Origin of the sequence: Vibrio sp. SCSIO 43153 (assembly GCF_023716625.1) — a bacterium.
GTDB lineage: Bacteria > Pseudomonadota > Gammaproteobacteria > Enterobacterales > Vibrionaceae > Vibrio > Vibrio rotiferianus.
The window spans coordinates 124,562-150,052 of sequence record NZ_CP071856.1; the positions used below are offsets into that span (position 1 = coordinate 124,562).

Genomic DNA, 25,491 nt, shown 5'->3' on the forward strand with positions numbered 1-25,491 from the left:
AACCGATCAACCCTGGGTTGAGTTCGCATTGGCGTATTTTCAATATTCATGATGCAAATAGTGCTTACAGTACTTTGGGGAGGCGTTGCTTACTGGGACAAAAATGACCTGCAAACCATTGCTTTAAACACTAGTAGGCTTAAAGCTGTAAATATCACACATCATTCGGGAAAGTAGTTACCGAACCTTCCACTATACTGGATTTACCTATGCCTCTTTAGCCATAATCAGTCATGTAAGTGACTTGATCAGGAAATCATAAATTTCCCTCGATATAATATATCCTTTAAACTAAGTATTTTGTGGTTTATGCACTAATTTTTTGCAATCGATATGTCTAAATGAATGACAAAGTGTTAATTACATCTAAATTATATTGATATAGCATATTATCTTATAAAACAAAACGTAACATTAGATAACGTTAACACTCATTGAGATTTAATCATGATCGATAACATTTTTATAGTGTTTGAATATTCCGCAATAATTTTATTGCTTTCACTATTTGCAATATTAGCCATAGGTTATTTTTTTTGCGGTGAAGAAACTCTAGAATGCTCCCCTATTATTAATGGATATATCTTTAGACGTGATAGTTTCGAGAAAAACATCAATATTATTCTAAAAATCACTTCAACAGATTATTCACTTCAGAAAAAATGTAATACAAACGAGCGTGGAGAATTCGAGTTTGACCCGATTTTCTTAAAAAGAAAAAAGGTGCTAAGTATTTTTGATGGTCTTTTTCAAACAAGGTTTTACGTGGAAGTAACGACTAATATTGATAATGAAAAAATCATTATTTGGAAAGGGGTTTTTAGAGATTTTACAATCCACAAACATGAAAGAAGCAACCTATTAAGCCTACGTTGCGATGTTAACAACCCCATAAGGAGATATAAGTTCACCTCAAGTGGGGGTTATGTAACAAGCCAATGTAGTCTAACTAACTTCTTCAGTGTAGATGATTTAAACACCAGAAAAACTTAACACAATCAAAAGCCTACTATCAACCGCAATAACAGGATTACATAAAAACAAGCTTTCATAAACCATGCCATAAACCACCCGGCATGCGGATTATTTTGGGTTTGGTTTGATTTAAAGATCAACCTTAATCCTTTTGGCATTTAGATAAATATTAAACTTTACAAGGAGAGGTAACATTGAATAAAGAAGACTTTTATGAATATACACCTCACATCAGTGGAAAAATATTTAATCATAAAAACCCAATTGCAAACCAAGAAATTGTATTTGGAATAAACTCAGAAAAAATAAACAAAGAAATCATCTGTAAAACTGATAACAATGGTGGTTTTAGTTTCAACTCTATTTTTGTTGAAAGAGATAAAGAAACGGAAGTTATCTTTTCGGAAAAACGTGTATCACTTTATATTATCACTGAATATGAAGGAAAAAGAGCGATACTATGGAATAGCACTTTGAGTGGATTTGAGGTAAGTGATTTTGAAAGAAATAACCTTGGAAGCTTGCGGTGTGATTTAGACAGTCCTATCACCTCCTTTTCTTTTCGCAATGAGAACGCAAACTCGGCGCCAATTTATGTTTATAGTCAATGCTCGTTATTCGGCTATTTTGAATCAGAAGCCATCGGAGAATAATTGTGAAATCATTAACCCCCCGCCTCGCATCAGCAATTGCCGAGATACCATATGACGTTTTTGGAGGTGAATTAAACAACGTTCCAACTGATGTTGCGAAGTTGTTTGAGTTTGATACCAAATTCAAGGTGTTAAAAGCGACTTCCCACTTGATAGGACTTGTAAAGCAAACTACAAAGTTTGCCGTAATTGCAGAAGGTAGAAAGGGATCGTTATACGCTGATTCTTTAGTCATATCTTTTAGAGGCACTGAGAAAATAATCGGTGATATTATTACTGACGGAAATCTCGGCCTAACAGGTACCTCCTCTGGCCATATTGTACATGCTGGCTTTGAAAACTGCTTCAATAGCGTTAGACCTCAAATTGAAAGCTATATTCTGTCATATAAGAAAACCTATAGAACAATGCCCAAAGTCATCCATTGTGTAGGCCATAGTTTGGGAGGTGCAGTAGCCTCACTAGCTGCTGAATGGCTAAAGTGTACATACCATTCTAGGGTTCACTTATATACATTCGGCGCACCTAGAGTAGGATTTCTGCCTTTTGCGCGAGGAGTAGGCAGTGAAATAGAAAAAACTTATCGTTGTACGCATGGTGCGGACCCAGTTCCTATGGTACCTCTTTGGCCATTCATTCACGGCGGAAATGAATACCGATTAGATAGAAGCACTGGTATTTACGGCTGTGCCCATGGACTAAGCTCAACAGCAACTCCAGGCTACCTAAACACCGCGAACACACAAGATTGGGGTGGATTAGAGTATGCGTCAAACATCTACCTGCACCAGCCTGTAATTCTTTCATATTTTAATCGTCATAATGCCCACTTCAATTCTGGCTGGGTTGCAAAAATAAGCTCTGCAATATTGACCTTGCTCAAGTTAAGCGGGCAGGCGCACCGAGCGCAAGCATATATGACGGCAGGAATGACTTGCTGGGATTTGTTAGCTAAATTGCTTCATAGTATAAGTAAGATGAAAGACAAATATGCGGACCATTTGCGTGGAATCCTTGGACATATGAATGTCATGTCTGGAAATCTGGCGTTAGATATGTCACACCTCACTTACTCCATCATAAAAAATTGCTTCTCACGCTTTATCAGGAAACTCAAACAATATGTTGGACATGCATTGAACTTCGCAAATTAATGTCGATCCTCCCATTAAGCATTAATTTCGAGGTTAGAGTTACGTACACCTTTGTCAGCTGCAAGTACCAATTAGCTTACATACATAATGGGTGGAAAGCATCTGCATAACACACGGAGCTATTTACTTATAAAAAGCTGTATATTCGCCGGGCGAAATCCCTCTATGGGCTATTTAATTAGAGCTTTTAGAGGGGGGAAGCGTCAATTGCATTTATCATATAAGCAGCATGACTTATTTCTGGCTCCGAGTACATAAATCACTCAGGTCCCAATCATCTGCTTTTTGAACAATGATATCTACGACACTAGCAAGCTCTTTGCCTTTTGGGGTTAACCCGTAGTTCACTGTTACTGGGATGGTGTCTTGTTGTGTTCGCCATACAAAGCCATGTTCGGACAACAGCCTCAAGCGCTCGGTAAGTACTTTGCTAGAGACTAGTGCTAACTGCTTGCGAATTTGGCCAAATCGCATCTCTTCTTGTTGCCCGAGTAGCCATACGATGTGCGCTGTCCATTTCGTCGATATCAATGTTAAGTATTTATCTACACTGCAATAGCCATCTGTCTGGCTGTAATTGATGATTTACTTTCGGCGACATCGCTCTTTCCTGATTCCTTCTCTACTAAGACAGTGTAATCAAACGTGGCTTCACAAACCAATAGTTACCTAGGGGTAACTAGTTACTTTTAGGAAGCTAATTTTAATTCGTAACTGACTTATCTATTGTTACCTCGCAACAAGGCTTGGGTTCACGCACTACCGGAGCCTATATCAAAAGGACTAAGTTATGCGTTACATTCTATTGTTTATTTACTTACTCTCGCTTGGTTTACACGCTGAGACGCTTTATTCGAAACCACAAACCCCTTCTGAGCTACATTCGTTATTTGGCCAGTATTTTGCAAATAAAGATTTGGAAGGATTGGAGACACTTTTTCATCCAGACGCTGTGTTTGTATTAGATAAAGAAGGCAACCAAGCTAAGGGAAGAGAAGCGATTAAGCAGGTATTGAAAGGCTATATGAAAGGCGATGTATATATGCTCACCAAAAGCGTTTCGCTCCACATAAACGATGACGTTGCCATGGTGCGCTCTGATTGGGAAATATCGAACGCTTCGCAAGAAAAGGCCATCCAAGGAACGGCGCTAGAGGTGATGCATTATGTGGATTGTGGCTGGGTTTACGTTATCGATAACCCCAATGGTTTCTAACGTTGGCAATAAGCACCAACAACATGCTTGACGAACTTCACCACAGACATTATTGACATTACATAGACATCTTGACTAGAAGCAAAGGCCTTCGATGTGTTGTGCAAGGCAATGATTATATTGCCTTAACTGGCACACCGATAGCCTAACGCCCTCTGTCTATGCAATTTCCACCGAATCTTCACCATCAAACAATTTCAAAAATTGAATGGTATTTAGACGTTTCAACTAGCACGGGACGAGGCTTACATAGTGGCGACTATGCGTGTTTCTGCCCAACCTCCCCCTTCAACAGAAATGGACGCATTACTGGTCTCACCCTCTAAAGTCGCTTACTATGCTTATTACCTATAACGCTTTGTGAGTTATTCATGAGCCGTAAAAATAATAAAAACCTCAGTATTCTTCTTAAACTCAACACCTTCGTGTCCCCTTATAAATGGCGTGTTGCTGCTGCCTTGGTGGCACTGGTTGCAACAGCCAGTTTAACGTTGTCCGTTGGCTATGGTGTTCGCATCCTTATTGACCAAGGGTTTGCTCAGCAATCTCTCCAAGAGCTCACCTATGCGATTCAGTTTATTATTGGTGTCACGCTATGTATTGCGGTGGGGACTTTCTTCCGTTTCTATCTGGTTTCTTCGGTAGGCGAACGCGTCAGCGCAGATATTCGTCTTGCGGTGTTTAACCATGTGATTACGCTACATCCTAGCTATTTTGAAACCAATAGCAGCGGCGATATTATGTCTCGTCTCACCACGGATACCACGTTGCTGCAGAGCATTATTGGCTCATCATTTTCTATGACAATGCGCAGTGCTTTAATGTGTATTGGTGCGATCATTATGTTGTTCGCGACCAACTTTAAACTCACGCTAATTGTGCTGGCTTCGGTGCCATTTGTATTGGTCCCGATTCTGGTTTACGGAAGACGTGTCCGCGCCCTATCTCGCAAAAGCCAAGACACGATGGCAGATGTAGGCAGCTATGCAGGTGAAGCAATTGAACATATCAAAACGGTACAAAGCTTTAGCTCAGAACAACATGAGAGAGCCGCTTTTGCAATTGAAGTAGAAAAAGCTTACGAGGTCGGCAGACAACGAGTAAAACAACGTGCGATTCTGATCTCTGGCGTGATTGTGATTGTATTCAGCGCCATTGCTGGCATGCTTTGGGTAGGCGGCAGTGATGTTATCCACGGTAAGATGTCTGCCGGTGATCTAGCCGCATTCGTGTTCTATGCCATCATGGTTGCATCGTCTACGGCGACCATTTCTGAAGTGATGGGCGAACTGCAAAGAGCAGCTGGTGCAACAGAGAGGCTGATTGAGATTCTGCAAGTCGAAAGTGATATCAGCGCGCCAAACAATCACCTTCCAATCACCGAGGATATGCCCGCAGAAGTGACCTTTGAGTCGGTGAACTTCAACTACCCTTCTCGTCCAGATCAACCCGCGATCAAAGACTTAAAACTGACTGCGGAGCGAGGCAAAGTGCTGGCGCTAGTCGGCCCTTCTGGTGCAGGAAAAACGACACTGTTTGAACTACTGCAACGCTTTTATGACCCACAACAGGGGCAAGTATTGTTTGGGGGTGAAGACATTCGACAGTTCGATCCAAATGATCTGCGCCGTCAAATGGCATTAGTGCCGCAGCAGCCTGCTTTGTTTAGTCACGATGTGTTCCATAACATTCGCTACGGCAACCCAGATGCAACTGACGAACAAGTAATAGAAGCGGCGAAGAAAGCCCATGCCCATGAGTTTATTGAGAAGCTACCGGACGGTTACCATAGCTTTTTGGGTGAGCGCGGCGTGAGATTGTCTGGCGGCCAGAAACAGCGAATAGCGATTGCACGTGCGATTCTGAAAGACCCTAAAATCCTATTACTGGATGAAGCCACCAGCGCACTAGACAGTGAGAGTGAACACCATGTTCAGCAAGCGCTAGAGGCATTGATGAAAGACCGCACCACGTTGATCATCGCGCACCGCCTGTCGACGATCCAACATGCAGATAAGATTGCCGTACTAGACGGCGGCGAGCTGATTGATATCGGCAACCATCAGTCATTAATGCAAAGCTGTGAGTTGTATCAGCGATTGGTGGCGTTACAGTTTAAACATTTCGAGTAAAAGGAGCCTTTTTGCTAATTGTACAGATAAGCCACTCAGCAACGGCAGAGAAAGTCCTCAACGATACCAAATACGCGAAGCTAACACATATAATCCTGCGGCAATCAAGAAGCTAAAGGAATAGAGCACTTCGAACATTCTGTTGAGGACCGCCTCCTGCTACTTCCCCAAACTGTACATCTTCTATCTTCGAACACGAAGTAAGTATGCTGTCGTAAGAGCACGTCCTCAAAGTTTTTGTTAATACGTTACCGCTCAATCATGGAAACGCTTAATTGCCTCATTTACGCCTCGATATAAACGTTTAAGCATCTTATTGAAAATCTCTCTAATTGTTTTATAAGTCAAATCGATAACAACAGAGCTAGCCGAACCGGCAAATACCAACATATGACCCAGAAGACCTTTCACTTGGGATGCAGCAGTTTTTCCTGCTTCGGCTATTTTTACCAACGTTTGTGCAATAAAGTCGTAAAGTGTCGCACCTGTACTAATCGCTCCTTGAGCGGCTATAAGTGAATAGTAACCAGTATCCTTAAGTAGGGTGACTAAAGCAGCACTTAAACGGTCAGTCCAATAATTACTATAATTAGCCTGATTGCGTTTATTGTAATCCAACCGCACAGGGCGAAGAAAATCGCTAGCAGCCATTTGTAACTCTTGCCAATCTTCACCTTTTGCTGTTGCAAGATAACCTGGAACAGCTCCTTGATCAGGATCCATGCCATGAGCGCTAGCGCAAATACCTTGCCCACCGTCGAGGCGAAACTCTAAGCCTTTATACGGCGAATGAAAAAATGGCCAAAGTGGCACTTTTGGTACAACATCCGCTCCATGCGTACAACGATAAATATCGTTGATTCTGTTCGTATTCGCACTAGCAAAACCAGACAAGCCAACCCTAGGTGCACCAAACGTATACAGTTTCACGTTGTTGCTATAAGAGCTAGTTGCGACCCAATCGGCAGTTAACGTAGCCAAAGCTCCGCCTAGACTATGTCCAATACAATGCACTGTTCCTGTCTTTGAATTTTTTCGCCATTCATCTAGAAACTTTTTTAATTGTGGGCGTAACAGTGAAAATGTACGCTGAAAGCCAGCATGAACAGTTTGTCCATTGGCACTCCCCTTCAAACCAATTTGCAAGTTAGTCCCCCAATCATGACCAGATGTCATTTTAGTTCCGCGAATAGCGATAATAGCATCTCCATCATATGGACCATCACCATAACCTAACGCTGCAAATCCCGTCTCTTTATTGAACAGGTAGCCTCCAGTTTTGCTAGCCAGATTATCTTTACTTTTAAAATAACTACGAATAGAAGGCGGGGGTGTAACATTACGCTGTTGTTCTCGTATAGAATATGCGAAGAAAGCTAGTTCCGAGGCTAGCTTAGGAGAAAGAGTTCCCATTTAAATCCCTTAAATTAGTCCATTAATATTGCCGTATTTCTCTAGATCTTGAAGTTCACCAAACTCTTCAATATCAGCAGCTTTCTTTTTCTCTATTTCTGAGCGAACAGGCCATCTGCAGACGCTTACGACCGTATAATTAACTACCCCATTTGGAAAATCAGAGTTGTAGATGTCAACGATTTCTTCGTCGTTAGCTAGGTCACAATTTAATTCCGACAGCATTTCAGAAAAGTAAGAGTTGTGTGTTACACCACGGGAGTTTGCGTCCCAAAGGTAAATTTCATCCTTTTGAGTATTGACTTGCTGATCATCAACGCGGATGCCTTGCCAAATCACATTGGTTCTCAACGGGTTATTAGCTTGACGCGATTGCATAGTTAGCTCCGGAAAGCTAAAACGCCCTTCACTATCGGTTGTTGTATAGTCGTGTATCTCACCATCCGTGATATCTATAAACTCGTAGCTTCTTTTCAGCTTAATACCAACCAGCGGTTTGCCATTGTAAGTGAGCTGTCCGCGTACAGCTGGAAATAGCTCGACAGTTTCCTTTTTAAACATTTCTATCTCCAATCCATAGGCTTCAAATGCAAAAGATAACAGGAAAATAATGAGAACTAGCGATGAGGGACTTCTAACCATACGCATCATACCTCATAGACAATCAGTTTTATTTGAGCTAATGCTATATACTGCATTTGGCACTATCAATGCAGAGCTACTCTAAAGGCATCTTCATTTGACTAATTCTTAGTTTTTAGACTCTCATACACATCTGGAAAAGCAACGCCTGTCGGCGATTCAACATGCAGAAAACATTGCCGTACTAGACGTCGGCGAGTTGATTGATATCGGCAACCATCAGCCATTAATACAAAGCTGTGAGCTGTATCAGCGATTGATGCTCCTCGAATTCAAGCGCATGGGGTAAACATAATTATTAAACCCGCTCTAAGTTGTGGGTTTCGCTGACGGACAAATATGTATTTTTTCGTCATATCCTCGAAGGCGGCATATACCAAAAACCGAGTGCTCTCGCCCGTTTTGCACAACTCGGTTTTTAAAATGATATTCATAAGGAGAATCATCTAGATCGCACTCTAGATTCTCCAAATTATCAATAACATAATCATGGATGTCCAAGCCAGTATGTGAAGACCACATTAAAATTTGATTGTTATTTATATTTGCAGTGATCTGAATTCCAATTAAATTTGTGTTGATTGACAGCGGCTTAAACCATTGACGGTGAATGATTGGTTCAAAATGAAACCTGCCGTCTTTATCTGTTATAGTAGTTCTTTCATAATACTCACTAAAACCCGCAAGCAGAGCCACTTCGATATTATCAATTGGCTCCCCGTATTTTAAAACAGTACCGGATATAGGAGGGCTAACTACTAGTTTATAGGGTTTAAAATAATTAAACACGTCACTATAACTCATAATAAAAAACAAAAAAAATGCAACCGTTATTGTGCATTTGTACTTAAACATTAATACATCTCGAATTTTGATTTAAAATATATCGAAACCATATATATTTATCACCCACCTATTAAAATACATTGATAATAATTCATGCAACTTCACAATTATTTGCAATAAATAATGTTAACTATAATTAGTTTCTTGAAAAATAATTTTGTAGGTGTGGAAAAGTAATACGCACAAATTTTTTAAGATTTGTTCCAGAGGGGAGTAACTACGAGGGGGATTTTCACTAGATATAGTTGACCACACTTCAACACCACACGTGTCGAAGCGGTATCCTGTTGTTTTAACGAGCGTATTTCAAAAAGAGCAACGCGCTTTTTTCTAGAAAAATATCAATGCCGAGGCATACGACACCAACTAGATTAACTGACCGAGATTGCGGCTCTCTTTAAGCAAATTACTTAGAGGCAAGAATAGTGGCTCTGGTAAGTTGTTTAGCTCACACCACTGCCACTGCTTGCATTTATCTGGCTCGGCCACTTGAGGCTCACCGCTACCGCACGATGCTAAGACAAATAACGTCACGTAGTGCTTGCCCTCTTTCTCAAAAATGTCATTGGTAAAGGTCAGTTTTTCAATCGAATCGACGACTAAGCCCGTTTCTTCGAAAGCCTCACGCTTAGCACACTCTTCAATGCTCTCACCTAGTTCAAGGTGTCCGCCTGGGGTCGCCCAAGTGTTTGCACCATGAGAACCAATTCTCTCACCAAGCAATATTTTTCCGTCACGAAGGATAATGGTCGCGACACCAACTCTTACTTCTTTATTCACATTACATCCTTCAAAAGCGCTATTTTTTAACTCTACCTCGGTGTCGTTTTGGTAAACGACTACACCTCAACGCCGTTAGTTTTTTGCTCTGGCTTAGACCACTTGATGATGGCACGTAGGTTCATAGAGAAGAAAATGATATTTGCGATTATCATTGCCACACTTCCGGTGAGATAACCCACTGCTACCCAGCTTGTATTGCCACACATCATGAGTACGAAACCAATTTTATTCTTATTTCCTATTTGCCATATGGCAAGAAACGTAAGCACCATCGCAATCCAATCGATCCCATAGTACTGAAAATAATCCATTTTCCCTCCATTACTTAGTACTTAGTACTTAGTACTTAGAGTGATGCTTAGGGGGTGAGCCTAAATTAAATAGCACCATGCTAAGCCACCCCAGAACATTATATTTGCTGTCCATACCATTGTGCTTTGGATAGGCAGCATATGAACAATCAACTGGGGACAGCTTTTAATTTCACGAGGAAGAAACAGCATTTGAGGCTGAACATCCCAACTGGTTGCGAAACGAAGGACTCTTTTCAACCGAGGATGACTCAGCAAATATTCAGCGTAGGATGAATAAATTGTCCATAAACCCAAAACACCAATTAACTCGATTAAAGAGATTACCTCTAAACTAAATGGTAATAGTGAAGGCCCACCGATGAGTAAGATAGCCGCAAATATCCATTTTCTATTTTTCACTACACATCCTTGTTAATGATTTAAACTAACTGACTATGAAAGAGCTAGGCTGTTACACTGCCGCAGCCGCAATCAAAATGCAACAATAAATCAATAACTTAATTAACTATTTAGTTAATTACACCCTGTCAATTTCAATGGCAAGTTTGGTAGCGATTCGATTAAAGCAGCCTCTAATTAACGCATCACAGTAAGGTAAAGGTTATCGTCTTACGATATTTTTCGGCTCTGTAGAATGTGATGTAGCGGATTTAATACCAACTGCTTGGTTTTATTGGCAATGAACTCCTGTGACAGCGTTAAGGTCAATATCACCGAAAAAACAAATAGAAAAGACAAGCAAGTTACGACTGAATAGCTAGTCAGCAGCATTGGTACGCCAAGAATTATAAAGGCTTTTATAAAGAATCCATGCCAAGCGTATACATATAAAGAGTTTTTCCCCTGCGACAAGATTTTGTTACTTCCAACAGGAATTAGTAATAACACAGCAAAAGCCGTAAGCAGTGAGATAAGCATCAGACCAAGCCTGATTAGTCCAGCCGAAATGTCACCGATGCCAAGACGTGAGTAGGAAAAGCTACCATATAACCATTGGTGCGGCATGCCATTGTAATAAGAAAATAAAGCAACATTTAGTACCACAACCCCAACCATGGCAGCTTTGAGCGAGCGACCACAATACTTGCTCCTAACGCCCATAAAAGTATCAGGAGTGATCTTATGTCCAATGACAAAAAAAGGCAGGAAATAGAGTGTTCGGGACACACCAAAATCATACCCGATAGATCCTATGTAGCCGGCACTTAACGCGATAAGTAACGTCATTGCAATTGGGTATTTAAACTTCAGTATGCTAGGCAACATTAACTTCCATAAAAACAAGCTATATAAAAACCATAGCATCCAGTATGGCTGAACATTCTTTGTGTAGTTACTGATACTCCCTGTTGTAAGATAATTGAACGCTTCATAAGCAATAGTAAAAGCTACGAATGGAATCAGTATATTACGGACGGCTTTCGCTACTGCATCTGAGCTTCCATCACTGCGAGACAGCATCCCAGAAATGATGACAAAGGCAGGCATATGGAAGGAATATATGGAGAGGTAAACGATCTTAATTATTGGACTATTTTCGATGAGGGGCTCAATCAGGTGTCCGAACACAACAAGAAAGACCAATATAAACTTTGCGTTATCAAAAAATGGGGTGCGTCCCATACCGTTCCTTAACCAAGCTTTTCTCAGCTAAATTTTAATAAATCAGTTCTTACTGACACTTATAAAAACTTAGCCAAGCTTAAGTGCGTTGTAAACTATGGAAAATAGGAACGACGCTGCAATACTGCTTTGAGTGAGCGATACTATTAATCGGACGATTTGCTTTTCTTAACGTACTGGAACACTTTCCAGATGAGAAATCCTGCGGCGGCAACAATGAGTGCAGAGCGAATGAGGATAGGTGCGTCATGCTCAAGTTGACTAGCATGTGGGACAATGCTTGCAAACAATCGGCTAGCAAAAAGCAGCCCCATTACTAACATCACTATTTTGTTCATACGCCCTGCCATTGATATAGATACATTTTACAGAACAGACGGATAAGTATTACTCCTTCTCAAGAGCCCGCCTTGTGCTGAGTGAACGTAAAAGAATGCGCTTCTTCTGTATAGTCGTCAACGCGTTATCAGCCTAATGTCAGTAAGCTAATATTTCACATTTAATGGGGACTAATTGGTTCGTGGTGAAGTTATAAATTCACTTTATCTTTCTTGCAGACTTCACAACCTTATCAAGCCAATTATTTCTTTTATTAATGTTTGAACCCAGGACGGGACCAAAATAGGTTGCAGAGCGATTTTTGATACCGGAAAAGTCCAATATAGACTTTTTAAGGTGTTTATAAATCACATTGCCTTTGAAGAGTTTGTACAATAATGGCGGTGTATCTAATGTAATAAATAGCTCTGAACTGCGTCCTGATAGTAACTTTTCTGGAAACATGTTTCCTTCAGTGTATTTAAAGGCGAAGTTCGGCAAGAATACGCGATCTACAACACCCTTAAATTTAGCGGGCACAGTCCCCCACCAAACAGGAGTAATGATGACGATATGCTCAGCCCAGAGGACGAGCTCTTGAAAGCGCAGCAAATCAGGTTCTAGTGATGTGCGGCTGTCATAGCCATTATCTAAACTGATTTCGAAGTGCATTTCACTGATCTCTACTTGCTTCACTTCGTTCTTCAACGCGGCGGTGAGAGCATAATTGTCCGCTAGAGATTTACAGAAGCTGTCAGTTTTTGGGTTTGCGTTTATAACCAGTACTTTTTTCAAAATATAATCATCCATGTTGACGAAAAGTACAGTTTAAGGTCTTACCTATAGGTCAGAGTCAACCCCTTGAAGACAAACATTTATTGACTCTCGATATTGCTGAATTCGGTCTCTTTGAATTTCCAGCTGCTTGATCTGAAGTTCCACATCTCGTTGCTTATCAATTAAAAAGTCTCTCACTATTTGCCAATCGAACTCTTCCTGATCACTCTTTAAGTGCGCCATTTCAGAGAGCTGGATTCCTAGTGTCTGTGCTTCTTTGATCAGCTTTATCAAATTGATATTCGTTTGGGTATACACTCGATACTTACCTGAACGGGCGACGTTGAGTAAGCCCAATGACTCATAGAGTCTGATGGCCCTTTGAGTCGCCCCTGACAGTTCAGATGCTTCTTTGATATACACTTCAACCTCCATATTGAATTCACTATACAAACTCTCGTCTACATGACGAATAGAGCAATCACAACATCGTCAGAACCACACGATTATTATGCAGCTTTAGTACAGTTCGCATTTAGACCATCACTCAACAACTTTAAACTGGATGAAATACAGATTACTTTCAGTTGGATAAATTTTACGTAAAATCCATTTGAGCATGAAAACGAATGGTAGGTTTTCAGCTTTTGCATGCTTTCTATTGAGTTGCTCAAACGCTACCGACTCAACGCCGAGTATTTCTAACTTACCGATCTTTCTGTTGTCTTCGTGAGTAAACGCCTCAACGACTTGCCCAACGGCATAATGACTCTCTGATTTATCACGAATCGTTGCCGTCTTCTTTCCAGATAAGATTTGTCGCTCCATCCTGGCGAAAAATGTGATTTTATCCAATGAATTACACCTACTTCCTAACGGTTTCTTCCCTGCACATAGCGTATCGTATGTGATTAATTGTTATCGTTCATTCCAGTCGCTTAGCGAACTTCTCTTCACTATGTTGTGGTAATAAGCACTCAAAACAGTCACGAGCACGCGTTTACAGCAAGGGCGTTAAATTGAATTATTGTCATAATAAAATCAATACGCTAGCCACAAGCAAGCTGATTCTCTTGAAACTATTCGAGGAGGTTCTGATATTAAGAATAAGACCTAACAAATGACCTTAGTATCTATATCGGAAAATACTCATCTTTTTGCACATCTATCCACAAATCGTAGTTTGTCATCACTTTCGAAAACTCAGCGCTATGAAGATAGCCGTTCAACCAAGCCCTTAATCTGGTGTATTGGCTATGGCGAAACCATTGCTTATCAATGCGAGCATATTTACGCAAAAATGGCAGTAAAGCGATGTCGACTAAACTCTCTTGTTCCGCGAACAAAAATGGGTGTTCTGTTAAGCGCTCTTCAAGTTTCGCCAGTTGAATTTCACATACTTTACGCCGTTCTTTTATATCGGCTTCATGATAACGTTTGGCGCACCCAAAGGCATTGAGCGCTGGCACGAAGTAGCGCTCAAACTCTTGTATTACAGTGATAATTTCTGGCAGTGCGTTGGGATTCCCGCTCTGTAGTAAATTGTCAGGATCATACTCACATAGCGCCCAAATCATAATCTCTAAGCTCTCTTCAAGAACAAGCGGAGCTTCTGGAACCTCCCTATTCTCGCATTGCACTTTTGGTACAACTAACACGGGAACGCTCCCCTTTGGCGACATATTCAACATCTCAGGCGGTTTGTTATCGAGTTTTATTGACCGAAGAAATACTCTCTGATGTGCTTTCAACAAAGCAAAGCGAGCCCTAATAGCATACGGGCAATTGTGTAAGGAATAGAGGATGGGGAATGGTTTACTCTGCATGTTCAACTCCATCAACGATTAGTCTCTTTATTTTCTCCAATCAAGTCTTCTTTTCCAATCAAGTAGTGTGAACAAACGACTTCCGAGATACAAAAATGCCTCAAAGCGACTGCTTGTCCCGCCTTTAACAGGTAGTACAATCAATGCCCTTTAACATATTGAAAAACACTTGCCTTGATTCCGGGCTACTGTCGCGATGCGCGGTGTAATCAGCATGGGTTTCTTCTTCTGCTGTTGGGGATAGGGTTATCCCCCATAACGCCTTAATTTGATTTGGGACGATTGAGTAACGGATATCGATGATCCTTAGTTCATCGTAGGGATCTTGGGCGATATAACCGTTTGAAAACCAACGAAAGCGCTCAATGTCCTTCGCCTGTTGCGATTTGATGTCGAGCCATGGGAAATCTTTGCTCAAGTCCAGCTTTGCAATAGATTGGCCTTGGTAGGTTTTCGAATATCCTCCTACCCTTACCGCATCTACATAATAAGCCTGCTTCGTTTCATAAATCACTTTCCAAACTAGGATGTTTGCGAACGTTGGTTTTGCCTCCAGCCGTATCGGAGAGTGTTGACGAGCTTGCGCTAACTCCCACCCTATGGCTTCAGCTTTGTTTCGTTGGTACGTCCCCAACGCGAGGTATGCAAAAACCCATATAAATGCGGCGCGCGCATACCAAGGGTTTCGCTTCAATACTGTAAAAAATAGAAGACTCAAGATGGGCAGTGTGAATAGAGGATCAATAACGGAGATGGTGTTCCACGCATACCGCTCTTCAGATAGTGGCCATAACAGCTGGGTGCCATAAGTAGTACAAGCATCCAACAAAGCATGAGTACCGTAGCCTAGCGCACAATAAAACCAGGTTTGTTTGAACAACAATCCACGCTTCTTTGCGATCAGATTATGTAGAAGCAAGGCACAAATGAAGCTACCAATGGGAATAAATAAGAGAGAATGCGTAAACTGACGGTGGTATTCCAAAAACAGCAGTGGATCGCTTGATGAACGGATGAGTACGTCTAAGTCTGGTGCCATACCCGCCAGCATGCCGAGCACTCCAGCAACAACCAAGTGCTGTTTTTTGCTTATCGACTGTGGCAAAGAAGCGCCCAGTAATCCCTGCGTTAATGGATCCATTAGTTACCCTCGCGAAGGCATTCGTTTGTTAGAAGTGACACATTCAATTGGTTGAAGACTCGTACTTCTATTGTAGTGTAAGTAGGGATGGCCGAGCCCGCTAGTTGGTGAACTACGCTATGCTAAATCTAGAAATGCAAAAGTTATCCCACCCCTTAAATGAAACAAGGCGAACCCAATGGCTCGCCTTGCTCGATAGATCGCTAAAGTTAAAAAACTTAGTCTTGAGATTCTTCCTTTGCGTTAATCTCAGCGTAGGTGTGTAGCAGTTCTGTTAGCGTCTTAACCCATGCAAATACGTCTGTCGGTGTGTTTTGAAGTAGCTTTTCTACTTGCTCACAATGCGTTTCAAGCGTAATAGCTTCTTCCAAACGAAATGAGATTGCGTAGAAATGCCAAAGCACAAGACGCGTCATACGTTCGCTGTTTTGTTTCGCGTTATCTGAATCATCGAAAGCTTGCTGAATCTCGCTCAGTGCGATTGCTGTCATGCGTAACATCGCATCGAGGCGCGCTGACAACATGCGGTCTTCACTGTCTACTTCTTCTTGATCAAAGGTAAACAGTTCGTTCATCACATCTTCTGGCACCATTTTACTGATCATGCGAGCGCTGAACTCTTCCAGTTCATGGCGAGGCATGGTTACAAGACAATCGAATGTGTAATCACGAAGCATAAAATCACTCTACATCAGTTATAAACTTTTAGTCTGCGCATTCTAAGGGCTGTGATTTCAATTGCCACTGTTATTTTCGGGGATGTAAACGTGTCGTCGGTGAAACTAGTTCCACTAGAGGATTTACTTTTCTAAAACGACTGGAACAACTTCCATACAAGGTTCCTAGCGACCGCGACAATCAACGCAGCATTAAGGAGACTTGAAGCCATCGAATTCTAATTGGTTAGCATGAGGGACAATAACGCTATTAACGAGCTCAAAAGCTTGCGTCAGCGCGGCTTCGTGATCTCAAAGACTACTTTGCAAAGAGCAAAAATGAATCTGCGGTCTTTGACGGAGCTTCAACCATTGGCAAATGCCCCACGTTTGGCATAACCACGGATTTTGCATGGGGAGCGACTGACTTTAAAACCATGGCACCCGATGCATGCAAAACCCTATCTTTGTCCCCCCAAGAGATTAGCACTCGACCTGTGTAGTTTTCTAATGTGCTATCTAAGGGTAAGTCTGGGTGTGGCTCCCCACCTTTCATCCGATGAATTTGTTCAAATATCTTTGTGTTTATATCTGCATGCTCTTTGGCTTTGTTGGCCAAATGACTGACGATTGGTGACGGAACAAAGGGAGGCTCAACAAACAAAAAGCTGAAGAGCACCGAGAACTCGTTTTCTGAACGAGCGAGAACCACTGGATTTTGGCCTTGTTTTGTTGCTAAAAACATTTCACTTACTTGTGCCCTTTCTACTCCAAAGGGGCTGATGAGCCATAAACTTTCGACGCTCTCGGGGTATTGGACAGCAAAGTTTCCTGCAATATACCCACCCATAGAGTTGCCTGCGAGATGAAACTTATTTAACCCCAAAGCTTCTGTTATCAACTTTAGCCTGCCTATCTGCGACTGAACATCGTAGTTCAGCTCTATGTCCTTTGTGCTATTTCCGAAGCCTGGTAAGTCAATCGCGATGACATCAAAATCATCAATTAAATAGCGAGCTATTCGATTCCAGTTATCTTTATCTGCGCCAAAGCCATGAAGTAAAACTAGCGGTTTTCCACTACCACCACGAAGGTACTCAATTTCTAATTCACCCACCTTTATTCTTTCCACTTCAAGGTGTGCGAGGCTTCGCTCTGCTTTAATCAAATATTGAGATATTGTCGAAGACGGAGTAATGAAATACAAAATAACTGCGATACAAATGACCGCTAGGATAGACCTCAGTATGTTTTTTCTCATGTAATAGTCCCTTTTACATGTTCTATAACGACACTCCTGTCGCATAACGCCTACTTAAGGCGTAAACCTCAAATACACTGTTGTGTGCTAACTCTAATATATTGATCAGAATAATAAAATTAACTTGTTGCAATTTTGTAAAATTAGAACACTAGAAATCTGAGGCAAACTCTTTGGCGCAGCTTATTTCGATGTTTTGCTTTGAGAATAAAATACCCATGCGAAGAACAGCATGAATACGAAGTCATTCAATCCATAGATGCTGTAAAAGATGCCCGCAAATAAGTCTTTGTCATACACGGCGCCAAGGCTGTTATCTTTGAACCAAAACAACCATGCCAATATATAAACGAATTTCTCGATAGCGAACGCACCTGCTAACCACTTAATGCCGGATGTAGTCGCTGCAGCCCCAAGATAAGCCAAGCCCCATATGACGATCATCAGCAAACCAAAATTGGACATCACGACAGGGTCAAACTCGTTGATCACGGAGTTTGTGAAAACTCGCGAGAATACCAACACGCCACCGATGTTCATCATGGCTGCGGCAATAAAACCTAACTTAATCATTTTCATACTTAACCTATCTTTTAAGCCCGCATCGATTAGCGACTAAAACCAACTTTAAAGCAAACCGGCTACCCAAAATACTCATCGCTTCGTTCTTCGAGCCACAAGTCATGGTTTTTCATGAACTTGAAGAACTGAGCGCTCCAATAATAGCCACTCCATCGTACTTTCAAATTCAAACATAGCTTTAACGGAGCTGATGCTTGTTAACACAGGTATATTTACACAGAAATGGTAGTGTTTAGGTAACACTCTAATTCTTTCAGTGATTGCAGTATAATCTCGCAACCAATATTTTGAGTATAAGTTTGTTCCCCTTTAGTACCACCACTGAGGCATATCTTGCAGTTAACCAGTTTTAAATACAAAACGCGTAAAGGCCCTGATTATCGTCATGGCGACCAAGTGTCGTTCATCGATATCAAAGAGACGTTTGGCATCGGTGGTATTCGTATTGGTAAGTGGGTGAACACCGAAGAAAAGGATCTTGCTGCGAATTTAATATTCGATTCTTTGGCAGACTTGGCCTACATATTGGCCTTACCGCCTTCAGCAATTGGGCTAAGAGGTAACTTAAACCTTGCTTTTGGCACCGGAGGACGAAAAGGCGTTCAAGCGCACTATGCTCCAAATCAGCGCGAGTTAGCATTAGCCAAAAATGCAGGAGCCGGTGCACTTGCTCATGAATTTTGGCACGCGTTCGATCACTATATAGCCGAAAAGGCCTTTGATATTGGCGACCGTTCTGGCCCTCAACGTAAAACTATTTTCGCCAGTGATTGCTGGCTACGTAACGCCAACCACTTCCCTCACCTATTCAACGAGCGCTTGCTTAAGATTTTCGATGCGACTTTGCTCAGTGCGGATGGTCAAGATAAGCACGACTACGTGACTCGAAGTGTCAAAGCGGATAAGGCAATGGGTTCAAGTTATTTTTCTCAACCAACAGAGATGATGGCAAGAGCCTTTGAAGCCGTTGTAGAGTCATGCTCTGGCATAGAAAACGCTTATCTAGTATCTGGTACTGCCAAGGCTGACACCATCGCCGTCTACCCAGATATTGCGCATCGCCACGTTATCCATGATGCACTACAAGCTTATTTCCGACCACTTGGTGAAGCCCTAAGTCGCCAATAAGCGAATAGCGACTATTCATCATTATCGGATACCGTTTAAGCACAAACCTTTCCTATTAATCACAAAAAGGTTTATACATAACATTATGTTATTCAAAGTGCTGAATGTTTCATGACGTCAAAAGAAATACTAAAAATCCGCAATGTCCGCTGCTTCCTTATGTTCCGAAGCAGCTATTTCGCGCGCTTCTATTACCCTGTATTCACCCTGCTCTATCTGGATTACGGGTTGACTCTGTCTCAGTTCGCCATGCTCAATGTTGTTTGGGCTGCCACAATTGTATTAGCCGAAGTACCATCAGGTGCATTTGCCGATACGCTCGGTCGGAAACGGCTAGTGGTGTTGTCATCGCTGGTCATGTTCATCGAAATCGCAATGATCGCCTTTGTCCCGACAGGGAATCCCAGTTTTGTTTTCGTTGTATTTTTGATTAACCGAGTATTGAGTGGCTTAGCGATGGCGCTGGCAAGTGGCGCGGACGAAGCACTGGCTTACGACACATTGAAGGAACAAGGCAAAGAAGAGCTTTGGCCAAGAGTATTGCAAATTCAACTTCGTCTTTCTTCAAGCGTTGGAATTGTTGTCACTCTGGTGGGTGCAGCTATGTACGACGTAAACTTTATGGCTAGCGTTTATCACTTCCTTGGGCTGGCAGAGCCTGAGAGCACGCAAGACATTATGAGAGTCCCCGTGTATGCCACCCTATTTGTTGCGATGATTGCGATCTACGCGGCACTGGGTATGAGAGAAGCCAAAAAAGTCATGCCAAGCAGTGAAAGTAAGTTGGCCTCTACCATGGCAAGTATGAAACTGACACTCGACACGGCGAAATGGGTCTTGTCTACGCCTTACGTATTGTTCATTCTGCTCTACTACAGTTTGTTCGAACATACATCGCGTATGTTTTTAACCATGAACAGTCAGTACTATCGTGCGATTGATATTCCGATTATTTACTTTGGTTTTATTGGCGCTGGCATCAGTGTATTGCAGATTCTATTGGCCAGCCAGAGTCGTCGCTTAGCAGAAAGCATGGAGCCGAAAACATTCATTGCGATAATGGGCCTTGCTAGTATGGCAACGTATTATTGGATTAGTCTTGGATGGTCCATTTATGGTGTCATTCCGGCATTGATTCTTATCTTCATCATTATGACGATGAACATTTTCATTAGTTACCATCTCAACAAGAAAACGGAATCTCACAACCGAGCGACGGTGCTGAGCTTTAAAGGTTTGATGTTTAACTTAGGCTACGGCTCAATTGGTATTCTCTATGCGTATTACTACAAGTTGATCTCGCAAAACTATACGCAAGAACAGGTTGCACAACACGTAGACTTCATCGCTTCGCTTTCTTCGTTTTTCTATTATTTCACGTTCTTGTTTTTTATCATCAGCGTGTTTTGCTACTTCAAAGACAAGAAGCAGTCGATTTTCAGATGATCAGACTTGACCTCACTCTCAGTTCGAAAAGAAAGGTATTACCACTGGTGAGGTCCAATCATCATATTCCCAACTTATCTACTAATTCTGAAAAAGACGTTTCAATCTGTTGACCAGATGTATCGATACGAATCACGTTACCTTTCCATGCTTCATAGTGGCGATTTCTTACCTGATTCCAATCCGGCAGCCTTAAATTAGCCACTTCCGAGACTCGGGTATTGACCCTATGTTCATGCTCATCACTATCTGAGCAACACACTTCAATGTTCACAAATCTTGCATCAACGCTCTCAGCTACTTGCTGCCACTCCTGGCGAGTTAACTCAATCGGATTACAGGAGTCCGCTATACAGCTCACGCCAAGCTCTAGATTGTCGCGAATGACTCGGTAACTTAATCGGTAGCCTTCACCTTCAACTTTAACGTTGCACAGATCCCTTAGCCCTTGCTCTACAGTATCAACACGTAGGTACATAGCTCCAATTTTGCGTGCTAATAGCTTGGCTAGAGTGGACTTCCCTGAAGCTGGCAGACCGGAAAAAATATACAACACAGGAATATTCAATTGATTTCTATCCTTCTGGTATAACTACTTGTTGAACTTCACCAACACCTTAAACAAAATGCACAATAGAAACGGTGCTCATTAGCCATTATTTTTGATGAACTTACTTTGCTGTCACTATTTCTACACTAACGATTTTTGACCGAGTTGGATCTTTGGCTCTATCCCCGCCTTACTGTATAAGCTCAGCGCAGATTCATTAAACGAGTACACTTCTAACCACAGTTCTTCACTACCTTGTGCAATCGCACGGCGCTCAAACTCTTCAATTAACTTCAACCCAACGCCTTGTCCTCTTGAGCACGAATCAACAACAATCTGCTCGATGCTCGCTATTTTCCGTTGCTTCAGCGTCCAAGACTTCCTTTCCCACAACTCCCCATATACAAAACCAACCAGTCGCCCTTCTTCTTCAGCAGCTAGGCATATCGTACGATCGCTCTTGATGACTTTGTGCATATCAATTTTTAACTCAATCTCTTCTGGAGCTAAAAAATCATTTGGGAGGTTTTCTTGGTGATATGAATTAAGCTGAAATTGTAATCGCTTTACGGCGTCTATATCTGCGATACAAGCTTGTCGAATAGTTAACATAGCAAGTTCCTTTTATTCTTTGAGAAGTTAAGAGGCTGGTGTTCATCCCATAAACACAGCCAATCCATTAACTAGACTACCGTCTACTCCTCTTCTTCCGGTCAGATAAGACTATCATCGCCAATAAACTGCACGCAAACGTTCCTCACGAACGAAATAGTCGCTGACTGGCTATGAGTCTATTACTGATCTAATCGCCAAGGCGGATTCTTTCGGTTTTCGCCCGCCCAATATAGTTTAATTTCATTGCCTGAGGGATCATTAAGCATGGCTTCTCTCCAAAGGTAATCTTTATCGGTAGGATCTTGCACAAACTCGATGCCTTTCTTCTTTAAACTTGCGACTAACGCATCAAGCTCTTCGTGTTCAAAATAGATGACGCTGTTGTTTTTGGATTCTGGAGCACCGAGATACAGTGAAAAAGTGGCATCTCCTTCAAGGCACTCAAAGCGCGCATAATTCTCTGTTTCAACGATCAAATTGAACCCAAGTTTTTGATAAAACTCGATTGATAACTTGATGTCTTTAACGGTTAACAACACTTGATTTAGATTCATAGAAATATCCTTTTCCGAATAGTTGCTTAACAATTTTTGGTTTGACTGTTCAAGGCTGTGAGAATAAAACCTCAAGCTAACTTAAGGTCAAGAAGTGATTTCTACCGTGATTAGAAGTCTATGTATAGCAAGAGATCAAAATGAAAAAGGCGGCACTGTGGCCACCTGTAGCTGTGTCGATTTATCGTTATTGGGTTAGCGCAATGTACTCTTGTTGCGCAGCTTGTAAGTCCTCAGAAAATTGTTTATCTACTTTTAGCTTTCTGAAACAAGACAGTAAACTTAAAATTCACAAGTATTGAAGAGACTGCTATTTCACGAAATACAGTATAAGTAACGCTATAAGATATACTGATGAGAAAGATATTTAAAAAACAAACACTCAAACTTTAAAATAGAAATGAAAATGTATATTACATTTAGTTAAAACGACTAAAAATAGTAAATCTTACTCACATTTAAGTAATATTAAATGTGATAATATGTTAATTTTACAAGCAAAGAAAGAATATGCAACTCATATCACACCAATCCTTATTGCAGAAAAGATGACATAACAATAAAGTCCGCACGAAAAATAACAACTATATTAGTGAGAGTATGAGTTTATTTAATTTGTTAAAAGCTGATCGCTTCGACTGGCTTTGTATTTCCCTATTAGTACCTATTACATTTCTAGCAATCACCCCATCATCCTATGGAATAGCTTTGAACCTTTTTGGTTACAATGGAGAAGGTCTACTTTGGGGGACACCTCGCCCCATTCGCTCAGATGAATGGTCTGTATGGACGCCTTACTTACAGATGTCTATATTAAACAACTTCGGCCGTTTCAATGAATTGTCTACTTATCATCAAGATTTGAGAGGCTTCAATGCCCTTCCTTTGCAAGATTGGGCCTTAATTTTCAAACCATTTATGTGGCCTTTTTGGTTGCTAAGCCCTGCACGTGCATTTGCTTTACATCATGGTTTAATCATTATGACATTTTTAATAGGGTGGAAAAATCTCACTTTGATTATTATAAAAGATTTATCAAAATCAGAGAAAAATAAAATATTATCAAGTGCTTTTTCATTACTATTGTTTTTTACCGGTTTCGTACAGTTTTGGTGGACAACTCTTGGCCCAATCCTAGCTTTGAGCCCTTGGTTGTTATTATTATTTTTAAGATGGAAGAATTCTCTAAGTCATTATATATGTCTTAGCTATGTCGCTACTGTATGGTTGTTATCTCATACTTATCCACCAATTATTATTTCAATCGCTTACTTTGGTATTTTGTTGCTGTATGTCCATCAACCTTTCTGGTGGCGGAGTTCGCTAACAAAGCTGACATCAACAGCCGTCGCCTGTTTGGTAGCATTAACCATATCACTAATCTACTACAGTGATGCAATACCAATAATGATGGAGACTGTTTACCCTGGCCAAAGAATATCTCAAGGTGGAGAGCGCGGCTGGCTTATCTGGTTGTCAACACTCGTACCATATATAACACATTCTTACTTTGATAATCTCGTAGAAAGAAACATATGTAACGTCGGAGCTATCTCTAGTTTATTACCATTAGTAGCAGTTTGTTTTGTAAAACCCAACACATCAAACCCTACAGTTAAAAGAGCTATCATTGGCAGTGCTGTTTTATCTACTATTTGTACAATTTGGATGTTATTACCTGTACCAGCTCTGTTAGCTAAGATCACTCTCCTATACAAAGTTCCCGGATTAAGAATGCTATTCCTCTGTGGCTTGACATTCAACTATCTTGCACTAGTCATTATAGTCTCAGGTAAAGTCGCAGTCAGTAAAAATCGGTGTACTTTGTTCACCATTTCAGTCATTGCTATCATAGGACTTCCTAGTCTATTGTCGTTGATTAATTTTGGGGAAAAATCAGTATTTGAATTGTCAGCTCTAGCAATACTTTACACTTATCTTTTCATATATAGAAAAGATAAGGAAAGCAGAAACGAAAATGGAAACGTCATTTGCTTGTTAATTGCATTAGTCCCTAATGTCATAAGTTTCTCTTGGTTTAACCCAGGGCAATCTGCTTTTCCTATCTTTGACCTTCATAAAAGAGAAGAGATAAAAGTACTGAAAGAAACAGCACATGAAAATGAGCCAAACTGGATCGTTTCAAGAGATTATCGCGGGGCTATATTGTCAGGTATGGGCTTAAATTCGTTTGTTTCAGTACTAATTCAACCTCAACTAGAATTGTTTCGAAGCATGTACCCGGCAATGCCAGAAGATGAGTTCAACTATATATTTAATCGTTATGGACGCATTACTCTAAGTACAACGGAAAAAAGCCCAAATACTCCTTTTCCAGATGTAATATCAATACCCTTAGCAGATTTAATGCCGGATATCAACGACGTATACTCAACAATAGACGAATTACCACTTAATAGCATCATTAATAATGGTGGTCATATAGATGCTATTGCTGAAGAACCGGATAGACTGGTAATAAGTGGTTGGGCAATGTCTAAACCTATGAAGCTAAAAGGAAATATGGATCTTACAGATATTTTTGTCATAGCGAACGAGCCGAGGCCCGATGTATCCAAAGCTTTGAACGATAGTCGAATGCTAAACTCGGGGTTTGAAATAAGCATTGAACGTAGTCAAGAACTAAACCAAATTATAGAAAATAACGGTTTATGCATTTTTAGTTCAGATAGTCAATATGGTCTGAGAGCGCTTAACTTATCAAACAAATTTCCAAAATATCGATGTAAATGGTAACGCTAGAAGTGATGAACGTTTAACTGAACGTTCATCGTATCTACTTTTCGTATTTCGCTTAATAACCATTGTATTCTCAGTCCTGGAAGCTCATCTTACTTCCTTTTAACCAAGCTATGATAGGTTTGT

The 25,491-nt window shown here is 41.1% G+C and carries 28 protein-coding genes; 8 read left to right on the top strand and 20 right to left on the bottom strand.

Annotated features, from left to right (window positions below; genetic code table 11):
- Positions 1–447: 447 nt before the first annotated feature.
- From J4N37_RS16700 to J4N37_RS16710, 3 genes are all read left to right on the top strand, one after another.
- Positions 448–993, top strand: a complete 546-nt coding sequence (locus J4N37_RS16700; RefSeq protein WP_252042822.1) for a DUF6795 domain-containing protein — start codon at positions 448–450, stop codon at positions 991–993.
- A gap of 176 nt (positions 994–1,169) precedes the next feature.
- The gene (locus J4N37_RS16705; RefSeq protein WP_252042823.1) at positions 1,170–1,628 is read left to right on the top strand and encodes a DUF6795 domain-containing protein; all 459 of its coding nucleotides are present in this window, start codon (positions 1,170–1,172) and stop codon (positions 1,626–1,628) included.
- 2 nt (positions 1,629–1,630) lie between these two features.
- On the top strand, positions 1,631–2,782 hold the full coding sequence (locus tag J4N37_RS16710) for a lipase family protein (RefSeq protein ID WP_252042825.1): 1,152 nt from the start codon (positions 1,631–1,633) through the stop codon (positions 2,780–2,782).
- Between the two features lie 234 nt (positions 2,783–3,016).
- Here the strand turns inward: J4N37_RS16710 and J4N37_RS16715 are convergent, their stop codons facing one another.
- Positions 3,017–3,313: a winged helix-turn-helix transcriptional regulator gene (locus tag J4N37_RS16715; protein ID WP_252042826.1), complete on the bottom strand. Its 297-nt coding sequence runs from the start codon at positions 3,311–3,313 to the stop codon at positions 3,017–3,019.
- A gap of 259 nt (positions 3,314–3,572) precedes the next feature.
- On the opposite strand from J4N37_RS16715, the gene J4N37_RS16720 reads away from it, so the two are divergent.
- Positions 3,573–3,998, top strand: coding sequence for a YybH family protein (locus J4N37_RS16720; protein ID WP_252042828.1), 426 nt, complete (start codon positions 3,573–3,575; stop codon positions 3,996–3,998).
- Between the two features lie 371 nt (positions 3,999–4,369).
- On the top strand, positions 4,370–6,130 hold the full coding sequence (locus tag J4N37_RS16725; RefSeq protein ID WP_252042830.1) for an ABC transporter ATP-binding protein/permease: 1,761 nt from the start codon (positions 4,370–4,372) through the stop codon (positions 6,128–6,130).
- Positions 6,131–6,385: 255 nt separating this feature from the next.
- Here J4N37_RS16725 and J4N37_RS16730 read toward each other — a convergent pair whose 3' ends face one another.
- From J4N37_RS16730 to J4N37_RS16805, 16 genes are all read right to left on the bottom strand, one after another.
- Complete coding sequence (locus J4N37_RS16730; RefSeq protein WP_045385086.1) at positions 6,386–7,543, bottom strand: lipase family protein; 1,158 nt, start codon at positions 7,541–7,543, stop codon at positions 6,386–6,388.
- Positions 7,544–7,552: 9 nt separating this feature from the next.
- On the bottom strand, positions 7,553–8,104 hold the full coding sequence (locus J4N37_RS16735; protein WP_045385085.1) for a DUF6795 domain-containing protein: 552 nt from the start codon (positions 8,102–8,104) through the stop codon (positions 7,553–7,555).
- A gap of 390 nt (positions 8,105–8,494) precedes the next feature.
- Complete coding sequence (locus J4N37_RS16740) at positions 8,495–9,040, bottom strand: DUF6795 domain-containing protein (protein ID WP_252042831.1); 546 nt, start codon at positions 9,038–9,040, stop codon at positions 8,495–8,497.
- A gap of 357 nt (positions 9,041–9,397) precedes the next feature.
- Entirely contained in the window at positions 9,398–9,811 is a 414-nt protein-coding gene (locus J4N37_RS16745) for a nucleotide triphosphate diphosphatase NUDT15 (RefSeq protein WP_010452016.1), read from the bottom strand.
- A gap of 59 nt (positions 9,812–9,870) precedes the next feature.
- Positions 9,871–10,125, bottom strand: coding sequence for a nicotinamide mononucleotide transporter (locus J4N37_RS16750; protein ID WP_038883972.1), 255 nt, complete (start codon positions 10,123–10,125; stop codon positions 9,871–9,873).
- Positions 10,126–10,185: 60 nt separating this feature from the next.
- A complete protein-coding gene (locus J4N37_RS16755; protein ID WP_252042832.1) occupies positions 10,186–10,527 on the bottom strand; it encodes a hypothetical protein in 342 nt (113 codons plus the stop codon).
- A 210-nt stretch (positions 10,528–10,737) separates the two neighbouring features.
- On the bottom strand, positions 10,738–11,751 hold the full coding sequence (locus J4N37_RS16760) for an acyltransferase family protein (protein ID WP_252042834.1): 1,014 nt from the start codon (positions 11,749–11,751) through the stop codon (positions 10,738–10,740).
- 146 nt (positions 11,752–11,897) lie between these two features.
- On the bottom strand, positions 11,898–12,089 hold the full coding sequence (locus J4N37_RS16765; protein ID WP_010452026.1) for a hypothetical protein: 192 nt from the start codon (positions 12,087–12,089) through the stop codon (positions 11,898–11,900).
- 199 nt (positions 12,090–12,288) lie between these two features.
- Positions 12,289–12,864, bottom strand: coding sequence for an NAD(P)H-dependent oxidoreductase (locus J4N37_RS16770; protein ID WP_252042835.1), 576 nt, complete (start codon positions 12,862–12,864; stop codon positions 12,289–12,291).
- 45 nt (positions 12,865–12,909) lie between these two features.
- Entirely contained in the window at positions 12,910–13,269 is a 360-nt protein-coding gene (locus J4N37_RS16775; RefSeq protein ID WP_252042836.1) for a MerR family transcriptional regulator, read from the bottom strand.
- 120 nt (positions 13,270–13,389) lie between these two features.
- Positions 13,390–13,701, bottom strand: coding sequence for a N(4)-acetylcytidine aminohydrolase (yqfB, locus tag J4N37_RS16780; RefSeq protein ID WP_010452033.1), 312 nt, complete (start codon positions 13,699–13,701; stop codon positions 13,390–13,392).
- Between the two features lie 278 nt (positions 13,702–13,979).
- Positions 13,980–14,672 carry a glutathione S-transferase gene (locus tag J4N37_RS16785; protein WP_252042837.1) on the bottom strand — a complete coding sequence of 231 codons (693 nt, stop codon included), beginning with the start codon at positions 14,670–14,672 and terminating at the stop codon, positions 13,980–13,982.
- Positions 14,673–14,796: 124 nt separating this feature from the next.
- Complete coding sequence (locus J4N37_RS16790; RefSeq protein ID WP_252042838.1) at positions 14,797–15,813, bottom strand: metal-dependent hydrolase; 1,017 nt, start codon at positions 15,811–15,813, stop codon at positions 14,797–14,799.
- A 218-nt stretch (positions 15,814–16,031) separates the two neighbouring features.
- Complete coding sequence (locus J4N37_RS16795) at positions 16,032–16,490, bottom strand: hypothetical protein (protein ID WP_038883951.1); 459 nt, start codon at positions 16,488–16,490, stop codon at positions 16,032–16,034.
- Positions 16,491–16,788: 298 nt separating this feature from the next.
- Complete coding sequence (locus J4N37_RS16800; RefSeq protein ID WP_252042839.1) at positions 16,789–17,730, bottom strand: alpha/beta fold hydrolase; 942 nt, start codon at positions 17,728–17,730, stop codon at positions 16,789–16,791.
- 183 nt (positions 17,731–17,913) lie between these two features.
- Positions 17,914–18,309: a hypothetical protein gene (locus J4N37_RS16805; protein ID WP_252042840.1), complete on the bottom strand. Its 396-nt coding sequence runs from the start codon at positions 18,307–18,309 to the stop codon at positions 17,914–17,916.
- 336 nt (positions 18,310–18,645) lie between these two features.
- Here J4N37_RS16805 and J4N37_RS16810 point away from each other — a divergent pair, with 336 nt between their 5' ends.
- Together J4N37_RS16810 and J4N37_RS16815 are read left to right on the top strand one after the other, a co-directional pair.
- A complete protein-coding gene (locus J4N37_RS16810; RefSeq protein ID WP_252042842.1) occupies positions 18,646–19,440 on the top strand; it encodes a CLCA_X family protein in 795 nt (264 codons plus the stop codon).
- Positions 19,441–19,551: 111 nt separating this feature from the next.
- Positions 19,552–20,886 (top strand): MFS transporter, encoded by a 1,335-nt coding sequence (locus J4N37_RS16815; protein WP_252042843.1) that lies wholly within the window; start codon positions 19,552–19,554, stop codon positions 20,884–20,886.
- A 61-nt stretch (positions 20,887–20,947) separates the two neighbouring features.
- On the opposite strand, the gene J4N37_RS16820 is transcribed toward J4N37_RS16815, so the two are convergent.
- The 3 genes from J4N37_RS16820 to J4N37_RS16830 form a co-directional block, all read right to left on the bottom strand.
- Positions 20,948–21,454 carry a P-loop nucleotide/nucleoside kinase family protein gene (locus tag J4N37_RS16820; protein WP_252042844.1) on the bottom strand — a complete coding sequence of 169 codons (507 nt, stop codon included), beginning with the start codon at positions 21,452–21,454 and terminating at the stop codon, positions 20,948–20,950.
- A 123-nt stretch (positions 21,455–21,577) separates the two neighbouring features.
- Positions 21,578–22,048 carry a GNAT family N-acetyltransferase gene (locus tag J4N37_RS16825; RefSeq protein ID WP_071234437.1) on the bottom strand — a complete coding sequence of 157 codons (471 nt, stop codon included), beginning with the start codon at positions 22,046–22,048 and terminating at the stop codon, positions 21,578–21,580.
- Between the two features lie 182 nt (positions 22,049–22,230).
- Entirely contained in the window at positions 22,231–22,605 is a 375-nt protein-coding gene (locus J4N37_RS16830; RefSeq protein WP_138956224.1) for a VOC family protein, read from the bottom strand.
- Between the two features lie 600 nt (positions 22,606–23,205).
- Here J4N37_RS16830 and J4N37_RS16835 point away from each other — a divergent pair.
- Positions 23,206–25,362, top strand: coding sequence for a DUF7657 domain-containing protein (locus J4N37_RS16835; protein WP_252042845.1), 2,157 nt, complete (start codon positions 23,206–23,208; stop codon positions 25,360–25,362).
- Positions 25,363–25,491: the final 129 nt, after the last annotated feature.

What these genes read in the sequence shown, in the direction of transcription:
- J4N37_RS16785 (WP_252042837.1), bottom strand. Translation starts at nt 14,672, where the DNA reads ATGCAGAGTAAACCATTCCCCATCCTCTATTCCTTACACAATTGCCCG.
- J4N37_RS16720 (WP_252042828.1), top strand. Translation starts at nt 3,573, where the DNA reads ATGCGTTACATTCTATTGTTTATTTACTTACTCTCGCTTGGTTTACAC.
- J4N37_RS16825 (WP_071234437.1), bottom strand. Translation starts at nt 22,048, where the DNA reads ATGTTAACTATTCGACAAGCTTGTATCGCAGATATAGACGCCGTAAAG.
- J4N37_RS16830 (WP_138956224.1), bottom strand. Translation starts at nt 22,605, where the DNA reads ATGAATCTAAATCAAGTGTTGTTAACCGTTAAAGACATCAAGTTATCA.
- J4N37_RS16740 (WP_252042831.1), bottom strand. Translation starts at nt 9,040, where the DNA reads ATGTTTAAGTACAAATGCACAATAACGGTTGCATTTTTTTTGTTTTTT.
- J4N37_RS16765 (WP_010452026.1), bottom strand. Translation starts at nt 12,089, where the DNA reads ATGAACAAAATAGTGATGTTAGTAATGGGGCTGCTTTTTGCTAGCCGA.
- J4N37_RS16795 (WP_038883951.1), bottom strand. Translation starts at nt 16,490, where the DNA reads ATGCTTCGTGATTACACATTCGATTGTCTTGTAACCATGCCTCGCCAT.
- J4N37_RS16730 (WP_045385086.1), bottom strand. Translation starts at nt 7,543, where the DNA reads ATGGGAACTCTTTCTCCTAAGCTAGCCTCGGAACTAGCTTTCTTCGCA.
- J4N37_RS16815 (WP_252042843.1), top strand. Translation starts at nt 19,552, where the DNA reads ATGACGTCAAAAGAAATACTAAAAATCCGCAATGTCCGCTGCTTCCTT.
- J4N37_RS16805 (WP_252042840.1), bottom strand. Translation starts at nt 18,309, where the DNA reads ATGAAAATGATTAAGTTAGGTTTTATTGCCGCAGCCATGATGAACATC.
- J4N37_RS16760 (WP_252042834.1), bottom strand. Translation starts at nt 11,751, where the DNA reads ATGGGACGCACCCCATTTTTTGATAACGCAAAGTTTATATTGGTCTTT.
- J4N37_RS16700 (WP_252042822.1), top strand. Translation starts at nt 448, where the DNA reads ATGATCGATAACATTTTTATAGTGTTTGAATATTCCGCAATAATTTTA.
- J4N37_RS16725 (WP_252042830.1), top strand. Translation starts at nt 4,370, where the DNA reads ATGAGCCGTAAAAATAATAAAAACCTCAGTATTCTTCTTAAACTCAAC.
- J4N37_RS16790 (WP_252042838.1), bottom strand. Translation starts at nt 15,813, where the DNA reads ATGGATCCATTAACGCAGGGATTACTGGGCGCTTCTTTGCCACAGTCG.
- J4N37_RS16735 (WP_045385085.1), bottom strand. Translation starts at nt 8,104, where the DNA reads ATGTTTAAAAAGGAAACTGTCGAGCTATTTCCAGCTGTACGCGGACAG.
- J4N37_RS16835 (WP_252042845.1), top strand. Translation starts at nt 23,206, where the DNA reads ATGAGTTTATTTAATTTGTTAAAAGCTGATCGCTTCGACTGGCTTTGT.
- J4N37_RS16800 (WP_252042839.1), bottom strand. Translation starts at nt 17,730, where the DNA reads ATGAGAAAAAACATACTGAGGTCTATCCTAGCGGTCATTTGTATCGCA.
- J4N37_RS16750 (WP_038883972.1), bottom strand. Translation starts at nt 10,125, where the DNA reads ATGGATTATTTTCAGTACTATGGGATCGATTGGATTGCGATGGTGCTT.